The sequence below is a fragment of the Providencia zhijiangensis genome (assembly GCF_030315915.2).
GTDB lineage: Bacteria > Pseudomonadota > Gammaproteobacteria > Enterobacterales > Enterobacteriaceae > Providencia > Providencia zhijiangensis.
Genome location: NZ_CP135990.1, coordinates 2177708 through 2203598, shown reverse-complemented (window position 1 = coordinate 2203598; position 25891 = coordinate 2177708). Strand labels below are relative to the sequence as shown.

24 protein-coding genes are annotated in these 25891 nt (G+C 42.6%); 18 read left to right on the top strand and 6 right to left on the bottom strand.

What is annotated here, in order from left to right:
- The first annotated feature begins 26 nt into the window (after window positions 1–26).
- Complete coding sequence (yieE, locus tag QS795_RS10145; protein ID WP_154603562.1) at window positions 27–890, top strand: DNA-binding transcriptional regulator YeiE; 864 nt, start codon at window positions 27–29, stop codon at window positions 888–890.
- A gap of 145 nt (window positions 891–1035) precedes the next feature.
- Window positions 1036–2523, top strand: a complete 1488-nt coding sequence (locus QS795_RS10140; RefSeq protein ID WP_154603563.1) for an amino acid permease — start codon at window positions 1036–1038, stop codon at window positions 2521–2523.
- A 76-nt stretch (window positions 2524–2599) separates the two neighbouring features.
- Here QS795_RS10140 and QS795_RS10135 read toward each other — a convergent pair whose 3' ends face one another.
- Entirely contained in the window at window positions 2600–3235 is a 636-nt protein-coding gene (locus QS795_RS10135) for a TetR/AcrR family transcriptional regulator (RefSeq protein ID WP_286270447.1), read from the bottom strand.
- Window positions 3236–3336: 101 nt separating this feature from the next.
- On the opposite strand from QS795_RS10135, the gene QS795_RS10130 reads away from it, so the two are divergent.
- From QS795_RS10130 to dld, 5 genes are all read left to right on the top strand, one after another.
- Complete coding sequence (locus QS795_RS10130) at window positions 3337–4122, top strand: DJ-1/PfpI family protein (protein WP_286270445.1); 786 nt, start codon at window positions 3337–3339, stop codon at window positions 4120–4122.
- Between the two features lie 383 nt (window positions 4123–4505).
- Entirely contained in the window at window positions 4506–6485 is a 1980-nt protein-coding gene (locus tag QS795_RS10125; RefSeq protein ID WP_286270443.1) for a ligand-gated channel protein, read from the top strand.
- Window positions 6486–6671: 186 nt separating this feature from the next.
- Window positions 6672–7229 carry a hypothetical protein gene (locus tag QS795_RS10120; protein ID WP_154639310.1) on the top strand — a complete coding sequence of 186 codons (558 nt, stop codon included), beginning with the start codon at window positions 6672–6674 and terminating at the stop codon, window positions 7227–7229.
- A 525-nt stretch (window positions 7230–7754) separates the two neighbouring features.
- On the top strand, window positions 7755–9137 hold the full coding sequence (locus tag QS795_RS10110; protein ID WP_286270438.1) for an APC family permease: 1383 nt from the start codon (window positions 7755–7757) through the stop codon (window positions 9135–9137).
- Window positions 9138–9504: 367 nt separating this feature from the next.
- Entirely contained in the window at window positions 9505–11232 is a 1728-nt protein-coding gene (dld, locus tag QS795_RS10105; RefSeq protein ID WP_286270436.1) for a D-lactate dehydrogenase, read from the top strand.
- Window positions 11233–11301: 69 nt separating this feature from the next.
- Here dld and sbcB read toward each other — a convergent pair whose 3' ends face one another.
- The gene (gene sbcB, locus QS795_RS10100) at window positions 11302–12741 is read right to left on the bottom strand and encodes an exodeoxyribonuclease I (RefSeq protein WP_286270435.1); all 1440 of its coding nucleotides are present in this window, start codon (window positions 12739–12741) and stop codon (window positions 11302–11304) included.
- Window positions 12742–13094: 353 nt separating this feature from the next.
- On the opposite strand from sbcB, the gene QS795_RS10095 reads away from it, so the two are divergent.
- From QS795_RS10095 to QS795_RS10085, 3 genes are all read left to right on the top strand, one after another.
- Entirely contained in the window at window positions 13095–13337 is a 243-nt protein-coding gene (locus tag QS795_RS10095) for a type II toxin-antitoxin system ParD family antitoxin (protein WP_318626456.1), read from the top strand.
- A 141-nt stretch (window positions 13338–13478) separates the two neighbouring features.
- Window positions 13479–13811 (top strand): PTS system regulator TmaR, encoded by a 333-nt coding sequence (tmaR, locus tag QS795_RS10090; protein WP_036953053.1) that lies wholly within the window; start codon window positions 13479–13481, stop codon window positions 13809–13811.
- Window positions 13812–14006: 195 nt separating this feature from the next.
- Window positions 14007–14336: a colicin E1 family microcin immunity protein gene (locus QS795_RS10085; protein WP_154603571.1), complete on the top strand. Its 330-nt coding sequence runs from the start codon at window positions 14007–14009 to the stop codon at window positions 14334–14336.
- 27 nt (window positions 14337–14363) lie between these two features.
- Here the strand turns inward: QS795_RS10085 and QS795_RS10080 are convergent, their stop codons facing one another.
- From QS795_RS10080 to rne, 3 genes are all read right to left on the bottom strand, one after another.
- Window positions 14364–14786 (bottom strand): colicin-like pore-forming protein, encoded by a 423-nt coding sequence (locus QS795_RS10080; RefSeq protein WP_286270501.1) that lies wholly within the window; start codon window positions 14784–14786, stop codon window positions 14364–14366.
- 23 nt (window positions 14787–14809) lie between these two features.
- The gene (locus QS795_RS10075) at window positions 14810–15238 is read right to left on the bottom strand and encodes a hypothetical protein (protein WP_286270428.1); all 429 of its coding nucleotides are present in this window, start codon (window positions 15236–15238) and stop codon (window positions 14810–14812) included.
- A gap of 205 nt (window positions 15239–15443) precedes the next feature.
- Window positions 15444–18668 (bottom strand): ribonuclease E, encoded by a 3225-nt coding sequence (rne, locus tag QS795_RS10070; protein ID WP_318626455.1) that lies wholly within the window; start codon window positions 18666–18668, stop codon window positions 15444–15446.
- Window positions 18669–19284: 616 nt separating this feature from the next.
- Here rne and rluC point away from each other — a divergent pair.
- Window positions 19285–20241 carry a 23S rRNA pseudouridine(955/2504/2580) synthase RluC gene (rluC, locus tag QS795_RS10065; protein ID WP_286270426.1) on the top strand — a complete coding sequence of 319 codons (957 nt, stop codon included), beginning with the start codon at window positions 19285–19287 and terminating at the stop codon, window positions 20239–20241.
- 50 nt (window positions 20242–20291) lie between these two features.
- On the opposite strand, the gene QS795_RS10060 is transcribed toward rluC, so the two are convergent.
- Entirely contained in the window at window positions 20292–20876 is a 585-nt protein-coding gene (locus tag QS795_RS10060; RefSeq protein WP_154603575.1) for a Maf family protein, read from the bottom strand.
- Window positions 20877–21018: 142 nt separating this feature from the next.
- Here QS795_RS10060 and yceD point away from each other — a divergent pair, with 142 nt between their 5' ends.
- The 7 genes from yceD (at window position 21019) to acpP (ending at window position 25816) form a co-directional block, all read left to right on the top strand.
- On the top strand, window positions 21019–21543 hold the full coding sequence (gene yceD, locus QS795_RS10055; protein WP_036953067.1) for a 23S rRNA accumulation protein YceD: 525 nt from the start codon (window positions 21019–21021) through the stop codon (window positions 21541–21543).
- Between the two features lie 12 nt (window positions 21544–21555).
- On the top strand, window positions 21556–21726 hold the full coding sequence (rpmF, locus tag QS795_RS10050) for a 50S ribosomal protein L32 (protein ID WP_006660802.1): 171 nt from the start codon (window positions 21556–21558) through the stop codon (window positions 21724–21726).
- Window positions 21727–21737: 11 nt separating this feature from the next.
- Window positions 21738–22778 carry a phosphate acyltransferase PlsX gene (gene plsX / locus QS795_RS10045; protein ID WP_286270419.1) on the top strand — a complete coding sequence of 347 codons (1041 nt, stop codon included), beginning with the start codon at window positions 21738–21740 and terminating at the stop codon, window positions 22776–22778.
- Window positions 22779–22781: 3 nt separating this feature from the next.
- Entirely contained in the window at window positions 22782–23732 is a 951-nt protein-coding gene (locus QS795_RS10040; protein ID WP_286270418.1) for a beta-ketoacyl-ACP synthase III, read from the top strand.
- Window positions 23733–23750: 18 nt separating this feature from the next.
- On the top strand, window positions 23751–24683 hold the full coding sequence (gene fabD / locus QS795_RS10035; RefSeq protein WP_154639314.1) for an ACP S-malonyltransferase: 933 nt from the start codon (window positions 23751–23753) through the stop codon (window positions 24681–24683).
- A gap of 8 nt (window positions 24684–24691) precedes the next feature.
- On the top strand, window positions 24692–25426 hold the full coding sequence (gene fabG / locus QS795_RS10030; RefSeq protein WP_154603577.1) for a 3-oxoacyl-ACP reductase FabG: 735 nt from the start codon (window positions 24692–24694) through the stop codon (window positions 25424–25426).
- A gap of 156 nt (window positions 25427–25582) precedes the next feature.
- On the top strand, window positions 25583–25816 hold the full coding sequence (gene acpP / locus QS795_RS10025; RefSeq protein ID WP_006660807.1) for an acyl carrier protein: 234 nt from the start codon (window positions 25583–25585) through the stop codon (window positions 25814–25816).
- The last annotated feature ends 75 nt before the right edge of the window (window positions 25817–25891 follow it).

Genomic DNA, 25891 nt, shown 5'->3' with positions numbered 1-25891 from the left:
TACATAATCATCTTGGAGCTTTCTGTATGCGTATTACACTGAGGCAGCTTGAAGTTTTCACGGAAGTATTGAAAAGTGGCTCCACGACGCAGGCATCGCAATTATTAGCGTTATCGCAGTCCGCAGTGAGCGCTTCACTGACTGACTTGGAAGGGCAGCTAGGCGTGCAACTTTTTGACCGTGTAGGTAAACGACTTGTTACTAACGAACATGGGCGCCTACTTTACCCAAAGGCATTAGCGTTATTAGAACAAGCATTTGAAGTTGAGCAACTGTTCAAAAAAGAGATGGGCGCAGTTCGTTTGGCGGCAAGTACCACAATCGGTAACTATATGTTGCCTGAAATTTTAGCTGGGTATCGTCATGATAATCCTGAAATTCCACTGGAGTTATTCATTGGGAATACTGAGGAAGTCATTAAAGGTGTGATGGAGTTTCGGGCGGATGTGGGGCTGATTGAAGGGGTCTGTCATAGTCCAGAACTCATTTCAAAACCGTGGTTAAAAGATGAGTTAGTGGTGTTTTCAGCACCAAGTAACCCATTAGCGCAGAAAAAAGTGACTTTAAAAGAGTTAAAAGATGCGCCATGGATCTTGCGTGAAAGGGGTTCTGGTACGCGCGATGTACTAGACCAACTGCTATTCGCACACCTTCCAGGCTTCCATATTTTGATGGAGTTAGGTAATTCCGAAGCGATTAAACATGCGGTACGTTTTGGGATGGGTATCAGCTGTTTATCTCGACGCGTGATTGCCGAGCAGTTAGAGAATGGCACGCTGGTGGAGCTTGAAGTGGAAGAGTTACAACTTGAGCGTACGCTATACCTGATTTATCACCGTCAGAAGCATCTTTCTAACGCGATAACGAATCTGCTGGATTATTGTCATTGACGTTTTATTCACCATAACGTGTTTTGCTAATAATTATCGCTGGATTATGAAGGTATCTTATAACAGCAAAGAGTTGCTTAGTTCTGCCGTTTGAGTTTGTTAGAATCCCCCGCGTTATTGACTGAAAATAAAATACAGGGAACAGATGGCAGAACAACATACAACGACATCGATGAGCGGCGGACCAAGATTACGTCGAGAACTAAAAGCTCGCCACCTCGCGATGATCGCAATTGGCGGCTCCATCGGAACCGGTTTATTTGTGGCATCCGGTGCCACAGTAGCACAAGCTGGACCGGGTGGAGCGCTCCTCTCATACGCCATTATTGGTTTAATGGTGTATTTCTTAATGACCAGCTTAGGTGAATTAGCGGCATACATGCCAGTCTCCGGCTCCTTTGCGACTTATGGCGCAAAATATGTCGATGAAGGCTTTGGTTTCGCACTAGGTTGGAACTACTGGTACAACTGGGCTGTCACTATCGCAGTTGACCTTGTCGCTGCACAATTAGTGATGACCTACTGGTTCCCAGATACCCCAGGCTGGATCTGGAGTGCTATCTTCTTAGCAATCATTTTCTTACTGAACTACATTTCCGTTAAAGGCTTCGGTGAAGCCGAATATTGGTTCTCGCTAATCAAAGTGACTACGGTGATTATTTTTATCGTCGTCGGTGTGCTGATGATTTTCGGCATTATGAATGGTGCAGAAAACGCAGGTTGGCATAACTGGGAAATTGGTGATGCACCATTTGCAGGTGGTTTCTCTGCAATGATTGGTGTGGCGATGATCGTAGGGTTCTCATTCCAAGGTACTGAATTAATTGGTATTGCGGCGGGTGAGTCAAAAGACCCAGCGAAAAATATCCCACGTGCGGTGCGTAAAGTGTTCTGGCGTATTTTGCTGTTCTATATCTTTGCGATTTTAATCATCAGCTTAATTATTCCTTACACTGACCCAAGTTTACTGCGTAATGACGTAAAAGATATTAGCGTGAGTCCATTTACACTCGTATTTGAAAATGCAGGTTTATTATCAGCAGCAGCGGTGATGAACGCCGTTATCTTAACCGCGGTTCTCTCTGCGGGTAACTCAGGAATGTATGCCTCAACGCGTATGCTGTATACCTTGGCTCGTGAAGGTAAAGCACCGAAAATCTTTGCTCGCCTGTCAAAAGGTGGCGTACCACGTTATGCATTGCTGGCAACTACGGTTGTGGCGGGTCTGTGCTTTTTAAGCTCAATGTTTGGTAATCAAACTGTGTATTTGTGGTTATTAAATACATCGGGTATGACTGGATTTATCGCATGGTTAGGGATTGCTATCAGCCATTATCGCTTCAGAAGAGGCTATATTGCGCAAGGTAGAGATCTTAATGACTTGCCATATCGCTCAGGTTTCTTCCCAATCGGGCCAATTTTCGCCTTTATCCTGTGCTTAGTGATTACACTGGGTCAAAACTATCAAGCTTTCTTAGAAGATAAAATTGACTGGGTGGGCGTCACTGCAACCTATATCGGTATTCCTCTATTCTTGGCTATCTGGTTCGGATATAAAATCGTGAAGAAAACCTCGATTATCCGTTATAAAGAGATGAGCTTCCCGTCATATAAAGAGAATTTAGAGAAGTGATTTTCGTTTAAAATTAAGATGTTAATGGGTAATGTGAGTCAGTGAGTTTGCTGACGACATTACCCATTTTTGTTTTCTAAGGGGATGACGTTGATTGGGTGTTTTCCGGTATAACTAGCATTGCACGCAGCACCATCTCTCCTGCATCAATTAGCGTGGACAATTCCTCTTCCGTTTCACCCGCTCTTGCTCGTAGCGATACTGAATGCAGCAATGCGATAAGCGTTTTTACCAGTAATCGCGCATTTTCAGGTTCATGTAAGGCCGATTTTTCCTTTTCGATACAAGTAATAAGCATCGTCTCCTGTGCAAGGATAACGTCTTTTAGGAAGGCTTGTACCTGTGGGTCATCGGTTTCTGCTACGGCAGTGGAGAGCACCATACAGCCTGTCTTACCATCCACTCCGTTATACAAGGATACGGTGGCACGTAGCCAACGACTAAGTCGTGCAAACAACGGCTCATTTGGCGATTGAGCAGCAAGTGCCGCTGCGTAATGTGCCTGCGCAATTTCACCAAACCGTGCCATTGCTAATTCATACAGTCGCGCTTTGTTTCCAAAAGCGGCGTAGAGACTCGGCTTTTTCATCGCAGTGCTGTCAACCAAATCTTCAAGTGAAGTCGCGGAATACCCCTTGCGCCAGAATAACGCCATGATGTTATTTAGCGCTTCATGGCTATCATAATTTCGTGGTCTACCTTTTTGTGCCATTTTATTACCATTCAGTACAAAAATAGTTTACTTCATTGTATATCATATATTATCTTACCGATTAGTATAATAATGATGATTAAATAACCAAGGATAATAGAATGAATAAATATGATTATGCCATTAGCACGGACGCTGGGTTGACGACACCGTCAATTCAGGCGCTGATTGCAGGGGGGAGGGCGCAACAATCGTCTTTACTTAAAGTGGGTATTTTTGTTTGCCCAGGATTTATGCCAATGGACATTAATGGGGCACAATCCGTTTTTACTATTGTGGGCGCTGAAATTTATTTTATCTGGAAGCGTAAAGAGTTGCTTGAGGGCTACACAGGGTGGCCAACGATGCCAACAATGACATTCGATGAGTGCCCTGATGATTTAGATGTTTTAGTCACGGGTATGGTGCCTCCAGAGGTTATTGAAGATCCTGAAGTGATTCAGTTTTTTGCTCGGGTTGGGCATACCGCAAAAACGGTGATTGGTACTTGCTATGGCTCGTTAATGCTAGGAACGGCAGGGTTATTGCGGGGTAAGCGGGCAACCAGCAATAGTAATGTTGTCCCGATGCTACCAGACGTAGGGGCAATCGCCGTAGGGGGCAGTGATGTTGTCATCGATGGTTCGATTTATACCTCAGGACCCGCAACCGGTTCATTTGACGCCTCATTGTTGGTGCTCAAAGCCTTACGTGGGGAAGAAGTTGCCTCCCTTGTCGAATTGGCAATTGAATATGATCCGCGCCCACCGTTTCGTACCGGTTCACCTGAACTCGCAGGCCCTGAAATGACAGCAATAGCACAGCAGATGACAGCACCACTAAACCAACAGTATCACGCTGCGGCAAAACGCGGTTACGCACAATTTAACCAGAATATTAATCAATAACCTTCCGTCTCTACTGTCTTTTCGCGCTTGTATTTAGTCTTTTTTTGGCAAGCGCTCACCTTTCTTCGTTTTTAATTTGATCTGCTGCGGATGTGTAATCCGCCGCAGATCTCGATTCAAAAGATTTAACCTTTGACTTAAGTCACACAATTCATCACGGAAAGTCATGAATCATTCAATAATGGCATTGATAAGTATTACCATTTACATTATTGTTACCGCCTGCGAATGAGAGTTAATTACTTAATTGATTTAACTTCAAAAGTAGTAAACCTCAGAAAGTATCATGTCAAAAGAATAATAAACCGTTGGGGCGTTAGACGACCCATGCTGAGCATAGAAAATTCATTGTTAAGATAAAGAAATCTCTTGGAGAATTGGGAATGGTTGTTTTTACTAAAAGAAAAATAGCAGTTAGCATTATTGCGGCTATCACTGCGGTACCTGCTTTTGCGGATGACAGCAGCGATAAAATTTTTGTAACAACTGCATCAGGATATCAGCAAAAGATTGAAGATGCGCCAGCATCAATTTCCGTTGTGACACGTGAACAGCTAGAAACTAAAGCGTATCGCGATGTGACGGATGCCCTGAAGGATGTTCCAGGTGTTCTTGTTACCGGTGGTGGTAGCAGCTCCGATATTAGTATCCGAGGGATGGATGCAAAATACACCATGATCCTTATCGATGGGAAACGTGTAGATACACGTAGCATCCGACCAAATAGTGATGGTTCAGGTATCGAACAAGGCTGGTTACCACCATTACCTGCCATCGAACGCATCGAAGTGGTACGTGGTCCTATGTCATCATTATACGGTTCTGATGCAATGGGTGGAGTTATCAACATCATCACTCGTCGTGTTCAGCAAGAGTGGACAACCAGTTTACGCGCAGATACTACCATTACAGAACGTAAAAATTCAGGTAATACAGGGCAAGGTAGCTTCTATACCTCGGGACCATTAGTTGATGGTTTATTAGGAATCAAGTTACAGGGTCAATATTCACACCGAAGTGAAGATAAAATTATCGATGGATTTGGTCGCCAAATCATGACCAGTGGTGGCGGTACATTATCACTGACACCAAATGAGCAAAACGCCTTTGATTTAGACTTTAAAAAAGATAACCAGCATCGTGACTATCGTGAGGGTTATACCGCTGCTTATGGTGATGGTAGCGGATTTAGTAAGTACGATATGACCCATGTAGCTTTAACGCATACAGGTACTTATGATCTTGCATCGACGGACACTTATGTTCAGTACGATGAAGCGAAAAATCCAGGTCGTAAAATGACGGCAGAAGATTTAGTCGTCCGTAACCAAAGTGTTTTCTTACTGGGTGACCACAGTGTCAGTATTGGTGGTCAGTACCGTAAGGAAAAGCTAAAAGATCAAAGTAACAAGCTACCGGGAAATAGCGAGTTAGACAGATACAGCTGGGCATTATTTGCAGAAGATGAATGGTTAATGACAAATGACTTTGCATTAACAGGTGGTCTGCGAATGGATAATGATGAAAACTACGGTGCTCATTGGACTCCTCGTTTATACGGTGTTTGGCATGCAGATGAGCAGTGGACGATTAAAGGTGGTGTATCTACAGGCTATAAAGCACCAAGTTTACGTGAATCATCTGCAAACTGGGGACAAGCAACAGGTGGCGGTAAAGGAAATGCAATTATTTACGGTAACCCAGACCTGAAACCAGAAAAAAGTATTACTGAAGAAATTGGTGTTATCTGGAACAACCAAGATAACCTAACTGCTGGGGTTACTATTTATAATACTGATTTCAAAGATAAAATTACGGAAATCAGACGTTGTGACAATAGCATTGACACAATCAGAGACTGTACGTTAGCCGATGGTGAAGGTGACAGCCCAGGTAAACCGTACCGTTTTGTTAGCGATAAAGCCAACGTTGACAAAGCAAGAATGCAAGGTGTTGAAGTGACTTTCAACTGGGGAATTCTTGATAACCTCGAATTTGCAGCGAACTATACCTATACGCACACAGAGCAAAAAAGTGGTGTAAATAAAGGTAAGCCGTTGAGTAAGCAGCCTAAGCACATGGTAAATACCACCTTGACTTGGGATACAACAGAAGATTTACAAACTTGGGGTCGTATGAATTTCCGTAGTGAAACTTCAGATTATCAAGGTCGTGGTCAGCAAATGAGTAAAGGGACACCATCCTACGCAATGTTTGACCTGGGTACGAGCTATAAACTCAGTAAAAATGCCAACATTGTTGGTGGTGTTTATAACGTATTAGACCGCCGTGTAGATAAAGGTACGTATGGTGCTGAATTAGAAGGTCGCCGTTATAATATCGGCATTAACTACAACTTCTAATTAAACCGTTAGTTTTTGTTTATCTAAGCCCTTTGGTTAATCGCCAAAGGGCTTTTTTGTACTATTATTTAAAAGAAAATAGATATCCAAAAAGAAAATCAGTAATTCGGAAATAAAGATATGGTTATTTATCTCTAACTGCGTCAATCTTCCTCACCGCGATATGGAGCCGAGCAGGAATAGACTATGCCCAAATTTAACCGTTATTTTAGAGCTAGTTGTCTGAGTTTTTTACTATTTATAGGCGGTATTTCCCATGCCCTTGCAGGTGACCCGGGACCTTACCGATTAGTTTTTCTCGATATCTCGCAATCACCGTATCAAGATGGTCAAAAATTATTAATCGAATTACGCAAAATGGAACGGCTTTCTTCAGTTCAAAGGGATGCCTGCTTTATGTGTAATGGCAGTGACGATGGCGATTCCGATGTGGAAGTTTTGTATGTCTACTCGGTTCCTGTGGGATTATCCATCGAAACACTCCGCAAAGCCGTCAATGGTGATGTTGAAGCGAGAAACAGTATGCAATCGGTACTGGGTAATTTTAAAGATCAATATGATTATGGCGTGGATGGTTTATTGATTTATAACCATCAAGAGGGAAAAGTGACGGTCTATACGATGGATAACAAAGTCGGTAGTCCATTGCAGTCAGAAACCAAAGCCGTAAAAAGTAAATTACTGCACTCAAGTTTAGATATGTTATTGGAAAAAAGTGCCGCGAAATTAGACCGACCGGTTTAGCATTTTATTAAGGATAATCAATCGGCTTTAGTGTCATTTATCGTCTTAAAAGCATGTCATATTAGCTATCAGAACGGAAAGTCCAAAATTATCAGAATTTCTCATCGAAAAGGGGGCGTTTTGTTAACAAATTGGCTTGCTATTTACAGGTATGACGTGCAAAATGCGCGGACTAAAAAATGACTGATGCCTGATAAAAACCGGCATCGGTTTTTTTTGCTTTTTAGGGTTCTTTCATTTTAACGGGGCCGGATATCAGGCCGGATAGATAAATAAATATTTACGTGTAGCTAATATTTCACGCTACAGCTTTGAGGAATGCTTTTATGGCTTACTTTTTCGCACTGGCAGCAGGGCCAAGCGGTCGTCGTTGCCGCATTGATGACTACGGAGCAAACACCGGCTTCGCACAGACGCTTTTCCACTTCTCTTCTTTCTTCTCTGCTTATAGGCAGATGCAAAGTCTTCCCAGTAACTTTCGATTGAGTCGAAGTACGCAATCGAAAGTTATGGGAGGGCTTTATCATGCAAAATAATTCCGTACCTTTAGATATCGGCCACAACCAAACTGGCGCTAATAACCGTGTTCAACTTGCGAAGACATTAACGCTTGTACAAGTTGTTATGATTGGTATTGCGTATATTCAGCCAATGACTATCTTTGATACTTTCGGAATGGTATCAGATAAGACTGGTGGTCACGTCCCGACTTCATACATTATTGCACTTGCTGCGATACTGTTTACTGCACTGAGCTACGGTAAGCTGGTTAAACGCTTCCCATCAGCGGGTTCAGCCTATACTTATGCCCAGAAATCAATGAGTCCACATATTGGTTTCCTTGTGGGTTGGACATCTTTGCTGTCCTACATTTTTATGCCAATGATCAATATTTTATTGGCGAAAATTTATTTACAAGATATTTTCCCGAACGTTGAACCTGCGTATTTTGTTATTGGCTTGGTCATTTTAATGACGGCTGCTAACTTACGAGGCATCAACGTGATTGCAAACTTAAGTACCGTAATTGCGATTATCCAAATGGGGGTAATGGCGGTATTTACAGGTTTAGTGATCCATGGGGTTTCAAATGGTGAAGGGACAGGGGAGATCTGGACATTCAATCCATTTGCGAACGAAAAAACGGAAATGATCCCGCTGATAGCTGGGGCAACCATACTCTGTTTCTCATTCTTAGGTTTTGATGGGTTAAGTTCACTGTCAGAAGAGACACCAAACGCAGGTAAAGTCATTCCTCGTGCAATTTTCTTAACTGCACTGATTGGTGGTGTGATCTTTATTACCGTTTCGTTCTTCTTACAGCAATTTTTCCCAGACGTTTCACGCTTTGCGAATATTAACGAAACACAGCCTGACATTATGCGATTTGTGGCCGGGTCATTCTTCCAAGCCATTATTCTTGTGTTCTCCTGTGTCACGGTATTAGCATCGGGTATGGCGGCTCATGCGGGTAGTGCGCGTTTAATGTATGTAATGGGTCGTGATGGCGTATTCCCAGAAAAAGTGTTCGGCTACGTTAGCCCAACATGGCGTACCCCAGCTTATAACGTCTTATTAGTTGGCTTCTTAGCCCTCGGCGCTATCTGGTTTGAGATGGATTTTGCAACCGCATTAATTAACTTTGGTGCGCTGATTGCATTTACATTCGTCAATATTTCAGTCATCAGCCAATTCTTTATCCGTGAACGTCGTATTAAAGGCTTCAAGAACATCATGAACTATTTGATATTACCGATCATCGGTACGCTAACAGTCTGTGTGCTGTGGTTGAATATCGAAGAAGATTCAATGGTTTATGGTTTGATTTGGACGGCGGTTGGTCTGGTGTATATGGCGGTGTTGACTCGGATGTTCCGTAGGCCGATGCCGCAGATGAGCGACATATAGATATATTCTTCATTCTTCGCGTCGTAGCGTTGTTGGCTGCACGCACTAGCCCTAGTCACATACTTATGTATGCTCCTAGGGTCTAGCTTGCTTGCCGCCTAGCTACAACACGAATTATTTTGAATATATGTCAGCATTGCTGCCTAAATATAACTTCAAATACAGGTTGGCATCAAAATAGTTAAACTGCGAACTGCGAACTGCGAACTGCGAACTGCGAACTGCGAACTGAAATTGAAGACTAATAAAAACAGCGCCTTTGGGGGCTGTTTTTGTTTCTAAAGGGTATTAATAATTTCTTAACATATTAATCTTATGTGATATTGTGGATGGGTTTAATGACAAGACCCTGACAGGAAGGCATGAGATGAATGATGTAAAAAATCCTGAGAACCAACGATTATTACTCACACTCAGGAACATTGTTGGCAAAAAGAATATCCTTACCGAACCCCATAAAACAGAACGTTATCGCAAAGGCTTCCGCTCAGGAGTGGGTGATGCCATTGCCGTTGTATTCCCAACCACGTTACTCGAACAGTGGTATGTATTTAAAGCCTGTGTCGAAGCTGACAAAATTGTGATCATGCAAGCGGCAAACACGGGGCTCACCGAAGGCTCAACCCCAAGCGGTTATGATTATGATCGCGATATCGTCATTATCAGCACGTTACGCCTAAACCAAATTCAAGTCCTACCCGAATTTAACCAAGTGGTCGCGATGCCGGGTAGTACGCTCTATGACCTCGAGAAAATCCTCAAACCGCTGGGGCGTGAACCTCACTCTTTAATTGGCTCTTCATGTATTGGTGCATCCGTTGTGGGAGGGATCTGTAATAGTTCAGGTGGCTCCCTTGTCCGTCGTGGCCCTGCCTATACTGAGTTGGCTTTATATGGACGCGTCAATGAAGATGGCAAAGTTGAGCTGGTAAACCATTTAGGTATCGAATTGGGGAAAACCCCAGAAGAGATCTTAACTAACCTACAAAACCGCCGTTATAGCAGCGAAGATATTGAAAATAGCGAAAAGTTGGCATCCGACCATGATTACGCAGAACGTGTGCGTGATGTCGACGCAGACACACCATCGCGCTTTAATGCGGATGAGCGTCGTTTGTTTGAGGCCTCTGGCTGTGCGGGTAAATTAGCTGTTTTCGCTGTTCGCTTAGACACTTTCCCTGCGGACAAAGCCACCCAAGTTTTCTATATTGGTTCGAACAATCCAGATGTCCTTGAAGACATTCGTCGCCATATCTTGAGTGAGTTTGAAAACTTACCTGTCGCGGGTGAGTATATGCACCGTGGCTGCTTTGATATTGCAGAAATTTATGGCAAAGATACGTTCTTAATGATCGATAAATTTGGTACCGACAAAATGCCAACATTCTTTACCATTAAAGGACGTATGGATGCGGTATTGAATAAAGTGCCACTGCTGCCATCAAACTTAATTGACCGTACCATGCAGCTGCTAAGCAAGCTGTGGCCTTCTCATTTACCACCACGCATGAAACAGTTCCGTGACCAGTACGAGCATCATTTAATGCTCAAAATGGCGGGAGACGGTATTGATGAAGCCAAAGTCTGGTTGAAATCCTTCTTCGCCACAGCCGATGGTGGCTATTTTGAATGTACACCGGAAGAAGGTGCAAAAGCATTCTTACATCGCTTTGCCGCTGCGGGATCTGCTGTTCGTTATCATGCCGTCCATAATAATGATGTGGAAGATGTCCTGCCGCTAGACATAGCATTAAGACGCAATGACCGTGATTGGTTTGAAAAACTGCCACCAGAAATTGAAAATCTGATTGTGCATAAATTATATTGTGGACATTTTATGTGCCACGTTATGCATCAAGATTATGTCCTGAAAAAAGGCGTGGATCCGAAAGAGTTAAAACAGAAAATGTTGGAGTTGCTAGATGCGCGGGGCGCTCAGTACCCAGCAGAGCACAATGTTGGGCATTTGTATAAAGCACCGGAACAATTGAAATCGTTCTATAAAGAGTCAGACCCAACAAACACTATGAACCCAGGACTCGGAAAAACCACCAAACGGAAACATTGGGAAGGGGATTGTGGTTGCGACCACTAGATTACTAAAAGATAAAAGATAATAAAAATGGGCAGGCTTTCTGCCCATTTGCATTTATATCGCTAACTATTAACTTGCTAATTCGGCGGCATAGTTCACTAAGGCTTTTAATTGTTGGCAGCGTTTTTCATCTTCATGATGAACTTCCATGAGTAATTGGATTTGCTGTAGATAATCCGTTAAACGACTTTCAGTAAAATAATCGCGGCGATGCTGTAACCAACGCTGTTGCTCTTCATAAGAGAGTGTTGCAGGGAAATTGCGTGCCTTATAACGGAAAAATAGCTCTTTCATACGCTTATCTTCAAAGCTAAGATCTAATGCGGGTAAATTTTGGGGTGGCGTTTCGCGAATAATGTCCATCGTAGAGCGATCGGACGGGCTGAAAAAACCATTATAGATTTGGCTATCCACGTCATTTGACTCTTCAAATTGTTGGGCGATGCTAAACAACTCAATCAGTTTATTACGCACATCAGGGTTCTTACGCAACAATTCTAAATTACGCAAGCACAGGTCACGGTCAATACCTGTACGCTCAGCATCCACCGTTCTCAAGGTCTTTTCAGGGGCAAGGATTGGGCATTTGTTAATATGTACCAGTTTAACTGGGACGGGGAGCTCGTCACCTAATTCGGCTTTCGGTGTGTATAAGCGCTCACGAAGTTCATCCGCATTTAACGTGAGAAGCGGCGACATATCGGCAGACAGGTCACACATAATCACCGCGTTTTTATTCTCCGGGTGCCACGCAAGAGGGGCAACTAAGCTAATATAAGAGCGTACCGCGCCAAACATCCCTGATACATGAACTAACGGGGTCATATCCACGATGTCGATCAGCTGGTTAACTTTGTTTTTATTTCGCAGTTGATAGAAATAATCAAACATGCGGGGTTGAGCTTGCTTTAGCAATTTAGCCATATTGATGGTCGCTAAAACATCAGACATCGCATCATGGGCATTTTCATGGGCAACGCCGTTAGCTTTGGTTAAATGTTCAAGGCGTAAGCTAGGTAGCCCGTCATCATTTTCTGGCCAGTTGATCCCTTCAGGTCGTAATGCAAAACAAGCGCGTAATGCATCCAGTAAATCCCAGCGAGAATTACCTTGCTGCCAGCTATAGGCATATGGGTCATAAAAGTTACGATAGAAAATATTTCGCGTCACTTCATCATCAAAGCGAATGTTGTTGTAACCCATAATGCAGGTGTTAGGTACGCTGAATGCGTTATGAATGCGCTTCGCAAATTCCGCTTCATTCACGCCGTTGGCCATCGCGATTTGCGGGGTAATGCCAGTTATCATTACCGCTTCTGGTTGAGGAAGATAATCATCCGTAGGTTTGCAGTAAAATACTTCAGGTTCATCGATGATGTTGAAATCTAAGTCTGTCCGCACACCCGCAAACTGAGCAGGGCGATCCAGCGCCGGATGCTTACCAAATGTTTCATAGTCATGGATAAAGAAGGTCGGCTGATTATGCTTATTTTTCAAAATGAGGTCCATCGTCGATTTAGGTGAGTAATGCAAACGCATAAAAGTTTGATGCTATGGTAAACCATCTGGCAGAAAATCTAAACTTATGTGGGGGATAGCGATTGCATTATATGGGATAGACACTGAATAAGAGCCTCTTGGCCGCCATCTTCATTAGCTTCAAGCAAAGCGTGCTCTAAATAACATTTAATAAGGTGGGGTTCATTTCGTAGAAGCTCAGCGATGGCATCGCTATGAAGGCGTGTTTTATCCATATTAACCTCAAAAGTAGTCTAGAAAAATTGAGTATAAAAAATAATCTGGATCAAAAAAATAGATGAACCTATACTAGATGTAAGAATATATCTTACATGAGAAAGTTTATGGCAAGAACAATGACAGTCGATCTCGGTGATGAACTTCGTGATTTCATCGATTCATTAGTTAATTCAGGTGATTACAGAACGCAGAGTGAAGTTTTACGTGATGCCTTGCGTTTACTTAAAGAAAAGCAAGCGCAATCCCATGTGCAAGAATTAAAAGATCTTCTTGCTGAAGGATTGAGCAGTGGAACGCCAATCGCTTGGGATCAAACCAAATTCCTTCCAAATACTCCAAAACAGTGATCCGTGTATTGAATCAATACCAAGATGTTATGAGTAACATTAAATCAATAAAATAGCGAATGTGTCTTGTAAGGTGACCCTAGAAGAAGGTATTGTGTTAATAGACAATACATTTTGATTATTGAATAGGGGATTTTAAACATGGACAACGCCAACAAACCTACTTTCCAGAATGTACTGGAATTTGTGCGTATGTTTCGTCGTAAAAATAAAATTCGTCGCGAAATCACGGATAACGAAAAGAAAATTCGTGATAACCAAAAGCGTGTTCTGCTGTTAGATAACCTGAGTGAGTATATCAAACCAGGTATGTCCATTGATGATATCCATGGCATCATTGCAAACATGCGTAGCGACTATGATGATCGTATCGATGATTACATCATCAAGAATGCTGAATTATCCAAAGAGCGTCGTGAGATCTCTAAAAAGCTTAAAGAGATGGGTGAGCTGGCGCGACCTGAAACTAAGTAATTATCGCCTGACGTAATTTTAAGGAAGCTGAGCTATGTCTCAGCTTTTTTTTAGTAATAAAATGAGATGGTTTACTTAATGATTAGTTGATTGGATTTAAAATACATATATATTAATAACTTAGTTTTACTATGAGTTTTCATTCGCATATGTTTTTTGTTATCATTAACTCTTTAGTTGGTAAGAAAACACGCAATGAATAAACGATATTATATTAAAAATATGTGCTGGGGATGGTTTATGGGTTCATTATTTTTATACTCTTGTTTAGATAATGAGCTTAAATATAAACCATTAATTATACTGATAAGCATTATTGGTATTGTAATTTTCCCGCTGGCTAAATGGGCTGTGGAAAGCTTTTTTTTAATTTTTACTACTAAAGAATTTTGGAGTAGAGGCTTGTTGATGGACACTCCAGGTAAGGCTGGAGGATTAGCTTTGTATCATGGTGTTGTTTTTTCCTTCGCAATTCCAATAACGTTAATATTTATAATAACTATATTTATAAAAAGATGGCAGTAATCAAATGAACTGCCTTCTTGTGGCTTACTATAGACCAACTAGCTTATTTGCTTTTTCTACCAAGCTATCATCAATTAGAGACCCTATTCCGGCAAGTATGAGTCCATAGCCTAATATACCAACTGGTCCACCTAATAAAAAACTAAAACCTAAGCCAGCAATACCCGTAGCACTAATTCCTATTAATATAGTTTCTACTTTCACAAAAAATGGCCTCCAATTATCGGTTTCTACGGCTTTAACCAATTCAATTCTTAGGTCGTTAGCATCAATTGAATAGTTTACAAAGCCCATGCCTTTACTGAATTTTTTCAAGTTTTTTGCAATCTCATCAACGTTGAGTGATTCTAATGCTGATGCAATAATTTTCCGGTTTTTAGTATCGATCTTTTTATTAATATTAGTTTTATATTTATCATAAGCTCTTAATGCATCTTCAACATTACGAATCCTTTTTCCTCTGGATTGCTCCGCTATAGTTTTAGCCAGTTTTTCTGCTTTTTTCCATAGGTATTAAAAACGTCTTTATAAAAATCAGTTGTAAATTTAACTGACTCCTTAATCTCCTCTGACTCTATTTTATTTATTTCATTTAAATCCTGCTCTATTTTCGGTTTCATCATTGGGTACAACCCGCCAAAAGAGCGCCAATAAATGGTATACATTAATTCAAGTTGTCCACTGTGATAGGCGCTTAACATTTTTTTATAAGGGGATGTCTTTTCGAAACGGCAATTACCGATCCCACAAACTCCGCATAATCCTTTTGCCATCGCATTCAGAATGTGGTCAGGCAGAATTCTGTTGTAACTTACATGAAGGGTTGGGAGTAGTAATACACCATCGCTTGCATAGGCATGGCCATTTTTCCAATGGTCTATTTGTGTATAATCATAATCCATAGAAATATCCTCATTAAGTGTGCTTTCCCACGGTACATATGTCTTTTATGCAAATGTACAATGCAGTTATCTACGATATTTCGTCAAAGATTTTAAGATGATAAATTTCGTTAGTATTTAATAAATTACAACAGGCCCAATTTTTTTGGGCAAAAAAAAGCCTTGATAGTTTCCCATCAAGGCTTTCGTCAGTGACTTGCTAAAATCAGAAGCTAGCAGGTTTTGCCATTTCTGATGTCGCAACATTGGCTGCCACATGACCACCTGCACCTTTAGATTCAAAGGTTGATGGCTCACGTTGATACTCTTTAATTTCAAAGTCTGAAGCCACTACAGCAGGCGCTGGGGCTTTCGTCATTGGTGAGTATGCATGGCGTTTATGTAAGCTAACTGTATTTGCTGTTGGAGCTGGTTCAATCACGGCAGTTTCAACGACTGCTGCAGTCACTGCGGTTTCAATCACCACATCTGCAATGACAGGTTCAACGACAGGTTCAACAACCGTTTTGATTTCTTCAGCGACAGGGACTTCAACCAGGGTTTCAACGACTTCTGATTTTGTCTCTTCGATAACGTCTGCTGCTACATTTTCAGCAACAACATTTTCAACAACAACATTTTCAACAATATCGCTTTCCATTGCAGCGGCTTCAACAACAATGCTGGATTCAGTTTCTACTTTTGGTGCTTCGATAACAGTTTCAGTAGCAACTGGGGCTTCAGTGAGCTCGGCTTTCACTTCAACATGTTCAATCGGTGCAGCTACCACAGGCGCTTGAACGGTATTTTGTTGTTCCAGCATCTCTTCATTGGTCATGATAGCCATGCTTTCTTGTTGAGGTTGAACAACAGGGTAGCGAATAAATACTTTACCAGAGGCTAATTCAGGGGAGGCTACAGCCGCCGCTAAAGGCATTGGTGATTTATTCAGATGACGCTCATCACGGTAACGGCGACGACGCTGACCACTCACACGCAGATGACGAGGTGAACGACGAGAACGGCGTGGAATGATGGTGTCTTGTTTTTCATCATCATCCAATTGTTCTGAGTTAGTCGCTAAGTTGTCATCTTCGTCCAGAGAAACATGAGCCTGTTTTTTCTCAACATTCACTGCTGCTGGTAATGCCGCAATCGGCGCAGATTTTTCTGCAACAACGGCGGTATCAGCAACCATTGACGTTTCTGCTGCTTGGTCATTGTCAGTTACACGAATTTTTTGTGTTAATTGACGACGTTCACGACGAGGAGCAACAGGGCGTTGTTGTTCTTCATCTTTTTCTAGAACGGCATTATCAACAGCTGTTTGCTGGTTATCTTGCTGCGTTTTTGCAGTTTGTTGTTGACGTTTTTCATCTTGACGACGACGACGTTCTGCACGCTGATCACGACGTTGCTGCTGATTTTCGCGGTTTGCACTGTCAGTAATTTGCTCTTCAACTTGGTTCGTATTCTTGTTATTACGTCCCTTGTTGCGGTTTGCAGCATCTTCAGATTGTGCATTGCGATTATTACGGTTATCGCGATTGTCACGATTGTCGCGGTTATCACGATTTTCGTAATTATCATCGCGGTCGCGACGATTGTTATTACGGCGGTCGTTATTATTGCGACGACGATCATTATTGCGGCGACGGTCATTGTTATTCTGACGAGGTTTCTGCGCTGGTTTTTCAACGGCTTTTTCTTCTTCAGCAAAGAGGCCTTTAAAGAAAGCGGCAATTTTGCTAAATAAACCAACTTTAGGTTGCTCATCCACTTTGGCACGAACTGGTGCTTTAGCCGGAGCTTCTTTTGGTTTCAGTGCAGGAACTTCAACTGGCTCTTGCAGTGCAAATGCTGAAATAGCAGGTTGTTCAGGTGCTTTACGCTCAGTCGTCGCTTCTTCACCGTGGTTTAAGGTTTCAGTTTCATGATACTGGGCTAAGTTGTAGCTCAGGGTTTGAACTTCTTCACCTTTACGGATACGGATGACGTGGAAGTGAGGCGTTTGCATCTGGTCATTCGGTACAATCACAACGCGAACGTTACGCTGACGTTGTTCAATTTCTGTAACTGCTTGGCGTTTTTCGTTTAACAAGTATGACGCGATTTGCACTGGGACAATCGCATGCACTTCATGGGTATTTTCTTTCAGTGCTTCTTCTTCGATTAAACGCAGTACTGACAGCGACAGCGATTCGTTATCACGGATAGTACCCGTACCTGTACAGCGTGGGCAGACGTGATGGCTGGACTCACCCAATGATGGGCTAAGACGCTGACGAGACATTTCTAACAGACCAAAGCGTGAAATACGCGCGATTTGAATACGCGCGCGGTCTTGGCGAACGGCTTCACGTAGGCGGTTTTCAACTTCACGCTGGTGGCGTACTGGAGTCATATCGATAAAGTCGATAACAATCAGTCCACCTAAGTCACGTAAACGTAATTGACGTGCAATTTCGTCAGCGGCTTCAAGGTTGGTATTGAATGCGGTTTCTTCGATATCACCACCACGGGTTGAGCGTGAGGAGTTGATATCAATAGCCGTTAATGCTTCGGTTGTATCGATAACTAACGCACCGCCAGAAGGTAAACGCACTTCACGCTGGAACGCAGATTCGATTTGAGATTCGATTTGATAGTGACTAAATAGAGGAACATCGCCACTATAATGTTTAATTTTACTAGCAAAATCACCACGACCAATCGCTTCGATATGGTTACGTGCCATCTCAACCACTTTCGGGTTATCGATTAGGATTTCGCCGATGTCAGGACGTAAATAATCACGGAAAGCACGGACAATCACATTACTTTCTTGGTGGATTAAGAACGGAGCTGGACGGTTTTCTGCGGCTTTTTGAATCGCTTCCCAGTGACGTAAGCGATACAGTAAATCTTGTTGCAGGGATTCTGCTGATTTACCCACACCCGCAGTACGGACGATAAGCCCCATGCCATCTGGAATTTCTAAGCAAGATAATGCTTCTTTTAATTCTGTACGATCTTCACCTTCGATGCGGCGAGAAATACCACCGGCACGTGGGTTGTTTGGCATCAGAACTAAATAACTACCCGCTAAGCTGATGAATGTGGTTAAGGCTGCACCTTTGTTACCACGTTCTTCTTTATCAACTTGAACAATAACCTCTTGGCCTTCTTTCAGCACATCTTTGATGTTAGGACGACCTTGGGAGTGATAATTGCTTGGGAAGTATTCGCGAGCGATTTCTTTGATAGGCAGGAAACCGTGTCTTTCAGCGCCATAATCAACAAAAGCAGCTTCGAGGCTTGGTTCAATACGGGTGATTTTACCTTTATAAATGTTGGCTTTTTTTTGCTCATGACCTGGGCTTTCAATATCCAAATCGTAGAGTCGTTGCCCGTCAACAAGGGCAACACGCAACTCTTCCTGTTGAGTTGCGTTGATTAGCATTCTTTTCATGTTATTACTTACTCATTATTTTTTAAATAATAGAGCAGCGAAAGAAGGAGCTACTGTAAACCGATGGCCTCATGATTTTTACAAAGCCGTCTACCTCTCGGCAGTCGTTCGTATAGAGACGCGCAGTATTCGGTGAACCTGATTTTTAGATTAAAAATTCAGCGTTCTTAATCAGGATGCCGTAGATTTCTTAGAAAACGGAGACTCCCAACCCAATAAGCTAAAATTCGTTGCTCGCTAATTTATTTGATTTAGTTAGATGTCTTACGCCATTGCAGCATCGTTACGCCATCAAATAATAAATTCCTACAGTATTACGTCTAACTTGTATTCTACTAGCTAAAAATAATTATAGCCGAAAGTGCAAAAACACCTAAAGCTAACATAGCAAAGCCAATTTTCGTTTTTAAACATCTTGGCACCGCTTATTATTCCATTGCCAAGTGCATTATAGCAAGTGCAACGTAAGTTATATGGAAATTTTATTAAGAAATTGAGCCGATCATGCAGAAATTGACCAATTTAAAAAAAAACATAAAAAAATTCGTGGAGTCGGTATGATATACCGATGTAAGTGAGACTATTTATTCATCAATCAGAGTTAACGCATTCCCGAATGAAAACAGAAAACCAAGTCCAATTTATTGATATTAGCGATGACGAAGCAGGGCAACGCATAGATAATTTCTTGCTGAGCAAGTTAAAAGGTGTTCCTAAGAGCATGATTTATCGCATCATCCGTAAAGGTGAAGTGCGCGTCAACAAAGGGCGAATTAAGCCTGAATACAAACTACTCGAAGGGGATCAAGTTCGCGTCCCGCCAGTGCGTGTTGCTGAGCGTGAAACTGCGCCTGTTTCAGCGAAATTGGATAAGGTGGCAGCATTAACGGACTGCATTCTATTTGAAGACGAATCCATTCTAGTGATCAATAAGCCATCAGGCACCGCAGTTCATGGTGGTAGCGGATTAAGCTTTGGCGTGATTGAAGGGTTGCGCGCATTACGTCCAGAAGCCCGCTTTTTAGAGCTGGTACATCGTTTAGACAGAGATACTTCCGGTATCTTATTGGTCGCTAAAAAACGTTCAGCGCTACGTGCACTTCACGAGCAATTACGTTTAAAACAGATGCAAAAAGATTATTTAGCGTTGGTACGCGGTAATTGGCAGTCACATACTAAAGTTGTACAAGCGCCATTATTGAAGAATATTTTACAAAGCGGTGAGCGTATTGTTCGAGTAAGTAGTGAAGGAAAGCCGTCTGAAACGCGTTTTAAAGTCGAAGAGCGATTTGAAAATGCGACGTTAGTTAAGGCGAGCCCTGTGACTGGACGTACTCATCAGATCCGCGTACATACTTTACACGCAGGACATCCAATTGCTTTTGATGATCGTTATGGTGATAAGCAATTTGATAGCCAGCTGGCAGATACAGGATTGAAGCGTTTGTTCTTGCACGCGTATTCACTGAAATTTACTCATCCGAAAACAGGTGAAGAGATGCGAGTTGTTGCACCGCTACATAACGATTTGAATCAGTGCCTGAAAGTCTTGAGAGCGAAAAAAGCACAGTAACAGTAATAATAAAGGTTAGCGATTCCCGGCAGGTTAGCTAACCTTATTATTTAGTCTAAGAGTGGATTGACCCCATGCTGGCGTAACATTTCCAGCAATAAAATAGTTGGCAAACCAATCAGCGTGTTTGGATCTCGCCCTGAAAGTTTATCAAACAGGCTAATGCCTAGTCCTTCCGATTTAAAACTGCCCGCACATTGATAAGGTTCGTCTTTATTTAGGTATTGGGTGATCTCTTCATCCGTGAGCTGTCTAAAATAGACATCGAAGGGTTCGCACTGGAGATTGAATTTACCTGTCGCACTATCTAATAAGCAAAGCCCAGTATAAAAAGTCACCCGATGACCTGACGCTGCCTTGAGTTGTTTAAAGGCATTATCAAAATTATGCGGCTTTCCGACGATTTTATCGTCAATGACGCAAACTTGGTCAGATCCAATAATTAAATGCTGTGGATATTGTTGAGCCAATGCATTGGCTTTTTCGTGAGATAAGCGCATCACTAAAGCTTGAGCCGATTCCTGTAGAACAGGGGTTTCATCAATGTTGGGCGCAGCAGCAAGAAATGGGATGCCCAGCTTCTTAAGTAAGGCTTGTCGGTATTCAGAGGTTGACGCCAAAATAATCGATTTCATGATTTTTCTCGAAACTCATAGCCAAAAGGGTTAACTCATTTTAAACTATATCCGCTTAACCGGCGATTTTTTGGTGAAAAGGCGAGTTTATCCCGCCTTTTTCTTTGACTATAGTTCATTACAAAGTTAATATGCGCGCCTTATGCAAAAGGTAAAATTACCCCTGACTATCGATGCGCAGCGTGCAGCTCAGAAAAACCTCGACTATGTCGGGAGTTACACACCTGAGCAAGTTACACGAATTGCCGAATCAGTAGTCAGTGTAGATAGTGATGTTGAAAGCAAATTATCATTTAAAATTGATAATCAGCGCTTGACGGTCATAGAGGGGCATTCTGAATTGGATGTCACCCTACAATGCCAACGTTGCAGAAAAGATTTCAAACATCATGTCTACGTATCGTATTGTTTTAGTCCTGTCGTCAGTGACGAAAAGGCCGAAGCATTACCGGAACAGTATGAACCAGTTTATGTAGATGAATTTGGTGAAATAAATTTGCTGGGAATGTTAGAAGATGAAATAATTCTATCCCTACCAGTGGTTCCGGTTCATGATTCTGAACACTGTGAAGTGTCCGAAGCGGACATGGTGTATGGTGAACTACCTCCTGAGGTAGAGAAGCCAAATCCATTTGCCGTATTAGCCAGTTTAAAGAAAAGTACTTAAGGAGTAAGGTCAATGGCCGTACAACAGAATAAACCAACTCGTTCAAAACGCGGTATGCGTCGTTCACATGATGCACTGACTGCTACCCTAGTTTCTGTAGATAAAACTTCCGGTGAAACTCACCTGCGTCACCACGTGACTGCAGATGGTTACTACCGTGGCCGTAAGGTTATCAGCAAGTAATTGTTGATACTTTGGCTAGTCTAACCATCGCGTTAGATGCCATGGGCGGGGATGTTGGTCCCCGCGTCACGGTGCCTGCTGCATTGCAGGCACTGGCATCTAATCCAGCATTAAAATTACTGCTTGTCGGTCAACCCGAAGCCATTCATCCTTTGCTTGCACAACAAAGTGCGGAGCAAATTTCGCGTATCGAAATTATCCCTGCCGAAAACGTCATTGCCAACGATGCTAAGCCATCCCACGCAATTCGCCAAAGCAAAGGGACGTCAATGCGAGTGGCATTAGAGTTAGTGAAGACAGGCCAAGCACAGGCTTGCGTGAGTGCGGGTAATACGGGTGCATTGATGGGCTTGGCAAAATTGATGTTAAAATCAATTGAAGGTATTGAGCGCCCAGCGTTAATGACCATTTTGCCAAATCAGAAAAAAGGAAAAACCGTTGTCCTCGATTTAGGGGCTAACGTGAATTGCAGCAGTGAAATGCTCGTGCAGTTTGCAGTGATGGGTTCGGTGATGGCGGAAGAAGTTGCCAACATCAATCAACCTAAAGTCGCTTTACTCAATATTGGTGAAGAAGAGAGTAAAGGGCTGGACAATATCCGCGAAGCCGCCGCTATGTTGAAAGAAACGACGTCAATTAATTACATTGGTTATGTTGAAGGCAACGAGTTGCTGACAGGTAAAACAGATGTATTAGTGTGTGACGGCTTCGCAGGTAATGTCTCACTAAAAACGATGGAAGGGGTGATTCGTGTCATTCTTTCATTGTTAAAATCAGCCGGTGAAGAGAACAAAAAAAGCAGTTGGTTTATGCAACTCGCTAAGAAATGGTTGAAAAAACGGCTAATGAAGCGTTTTGGGGATATGAACCCCGACCAGTATAACGGCGCGACTCTGTTAGGATTAAAAGGGATTGTTATTAAAAGCCATGGCGCAGCGAATGAAAATGCGTTTAAAGCCGCAATTGAGCGTGCGGTACAGGCTGTTGAACGACAAGTTCCCGAAAGAATAACAGCTCGACTTAATATTGTTTTACCCAGGAGTGATCAATAACCTATGTACAGTAAAATATTAGGAACAGGCAGCTATTTGCCATCGCAAATTCGTACCAATGCTGATCTGGAAAAAATGGTTGATACTTCTGATGAATGGATTGTAACGCGTACGGGTATTAAAGAGAGACGAATTTCAGCTGACGATGAGAACGTGTCCACAATGGGTTTCCAAGCAGCAAAAAATGCGCTGGAAATGGCACAGGTCGACAGCAGTGAAATTGGTTTAATTATTGTCGCGACAACCTCCGCAACTCATGCATTCCCAAGCGCAGCCTGTCAAATTCAGCAAATGCTGGAAATTAATGATTGCGCGGCATTTGATGTGGCAGCGGCTTGTGCCGGTTTTACTTATGCTATCAGTATCGCTGATCAGTTCGTTAAAACGGGCATGACCAAAAAAGCACTGGTAATTGGTGCGGATGCGTTATCTAAAACTTTAGACCCAAATGATCGCGGAACCATTATTCTATTTGGTGATGCCGCGGGTGCTGTGGTGATCGGTGCTTCTGAAGAACCAGGGATCATTTCTACACATCTACATGCCGACGGGCGTTATGGGGATTTACTCTCCTTACCAAACCGTAGCCGCTGTTCAGATGACCAAGCTTACTTGTCCATGACAGGTAACGAAGTATTCAAAGTTGCTGTGCGTGAATTAGCCCATATCGTCGATGAGACATTGGCGCAAAATGACATTGCAAAAGAAGAACTTGATTGGTTAGTTCCACATCAAGCAAATTTACGAATTATTTCCGCGACCGCAAAAAAATTGGATATGACCATGGATAAAGTGGTTGTTACGCTGGATCGTCATGGAAATACTTCCGCGGCATCAGTCCCAACAGCACTCGATGAAGCAGTGCGCGATGGTCGCATTCAGCGTGGCCAATTAGTGTTATTAGAAGCATTTGGTGGCGGCTTTACTTGGGGCTCCGCACTGGTTCGTTTTTAATTTACTGAGAAAACAGACATGACACAATTTGCTATGGTATTCCCGGGACAAGGTTCCCAATCTTTAGGGATGTTAGCTGATTTAGCAGAACAAAATCAGCTGGTTAAAGAAACATTCGCTGAAGCGTCTGAAGCATTGGGTTACGATCTCTGGGCATTAGTTCAAAATGGACCAGAAGAAGAATTAAACAAAACATGGCAGACTCAACCTGCATTATTAGCAGCGTCAGTGGCTATCTTCCGTGTTTGGCAAGCAAAAAATGGCAAAATGCCTACGTTGATGGCGGGTCACAGCCTTGGTGAATATTCAGCATTAGTTTGTGCGGGTGTTATCGACTTCAAACAAGCCATTAAATTGGTAGAACTGCGCGGCAAACTGATGCAAGAAGCGGTTCCTGAAGGCACTGGCGCAATGTATGCAATCATCGGTTTAGATAACGAATCTATCGAGAAAGCATGCCAAGAAGCGGCGCAAGGGCAGGTGGTTTCACCTGTGAACTTTAACTCACCAGGCCAAGTTGTTATTGCCGGCGAGAAAGCTGCTGTTGAGCGCGCAGGTGCTGCTTGTAAAGAAGCTGGCGCCAAACGTGCGTTGCCACTGTCTGTTAGCGTGCCTTCCCACTGTGCATTAATGAAGCCAGCTGCAGATAAATTAGCTGAAGCATTAGAAAAAATTGAATTTTGTGAGCCGGCCTATCCTGTTATCAACAACGTTGATGTTAAAATGGAAACGTCTGCGAAAAATATCCGTGATGCATTAGTGCGCCAATTATATAATCCGGTGCGCTGGACTGAAACAGTCGAATTCATGGCGGAACAAGGCATTGAGCAATTGGTTGAAATGGGTCCAGGCAAAGTTCTGACTGGTCTAACCAAGCGAATTGTCTCTAATTTAACTGCCGTTGCAGTCAATGATCCTGTATCATTAGACTCGGCTTTAGAAACTATCTGAGGACGACAATGAGCTTTGAAGGAAAAATTGCACTGGTAACTGGTGCGAGCCGCGGGATCGGTAAAGCAATCGCTTTAACCTTAACTGCACGCGGTGCGACTGTTATCGGTACGGCAACAAGCGAAAAAGGCGCGGAAGCGATTACTACCTATTTAGATGGGAAAGGTAAAGGCTTAGCGTTAAACGTGACAGATCCTGCATCAATTGAAGAAACATTGACCCAGATCCGTGCGGAATTTGGCGAAATTGATATTTTGGTCAATAATGCAGGTATTACGCGTGATAACTTATTGATGCGTATGAAGGATGATGAGTGGCAAGATATTATTGACACGAATCTTTCATCCGTTTACCGTTTGTCTAAATCCGTTTTGCGTGCCATGATGAAAAAGCGTTGTGGGCGAATTATTTCCATTGCATCTGTTGTGGGTGTTATGGGAAATGCGGGACAAACAAACTACGCGGCAGCGAAAGCTGGGCTGATTGGTTTTAGTAAATCATTAGCTCGTGAAGTCGCTTCTCGTGGTATCACTGTTAACGTTGTAGCGCCCGGTTTTATCGAAACTGATATGACTAAGGCATTGACAGACGAACAACGTGCAGGCATTTTATCTCAGGTTCCTGCGGATAGACTGGGTGATGCACAAGAAATTGCCAGTGCTGTAGCATTTTTAGCTTCTGACGAAGCTGCTTACATCACGGGTGAAACATTGCATGTCAATGGTGGCATGTACATGATCTAAAGAAATGAGGGAACCATTTGCATATTTTTGTGTTGCCTAATGCAAAATTATGCAAAATAATGGTTTCCACAGCCGGGATTGGGTTGTATCTTTTCCTGTATTTCATAAACTACGAAAACCATCGCGAAAGCGAGTTTTGATAGGAATTTTAATAGTATGAGCACTATCGAAGAACGCGTTAAGAAAATCATCGTTGAACAACTGGGTGTTAAAGAGGAAGAAGTTGTGAATACAGCTTCATTTGTTGATGACTTGGGCGCTGATTCTCTTGACACAGTAGAACTGGTTATGGCTCTGGAAGAAGAGTTCGATTGCGAAATCCCTGACGAAGAAGCTGAAAAGATCACTACAGTACAGGCTGCAATTGACTACGTCAAAGCATCTGAGTAATAGCGGTAAAACTTATCTAGGCGATCATTCGATCGCCTATGTTTCTTTTGTAACTAATTCCCTCCTTGGAGGACA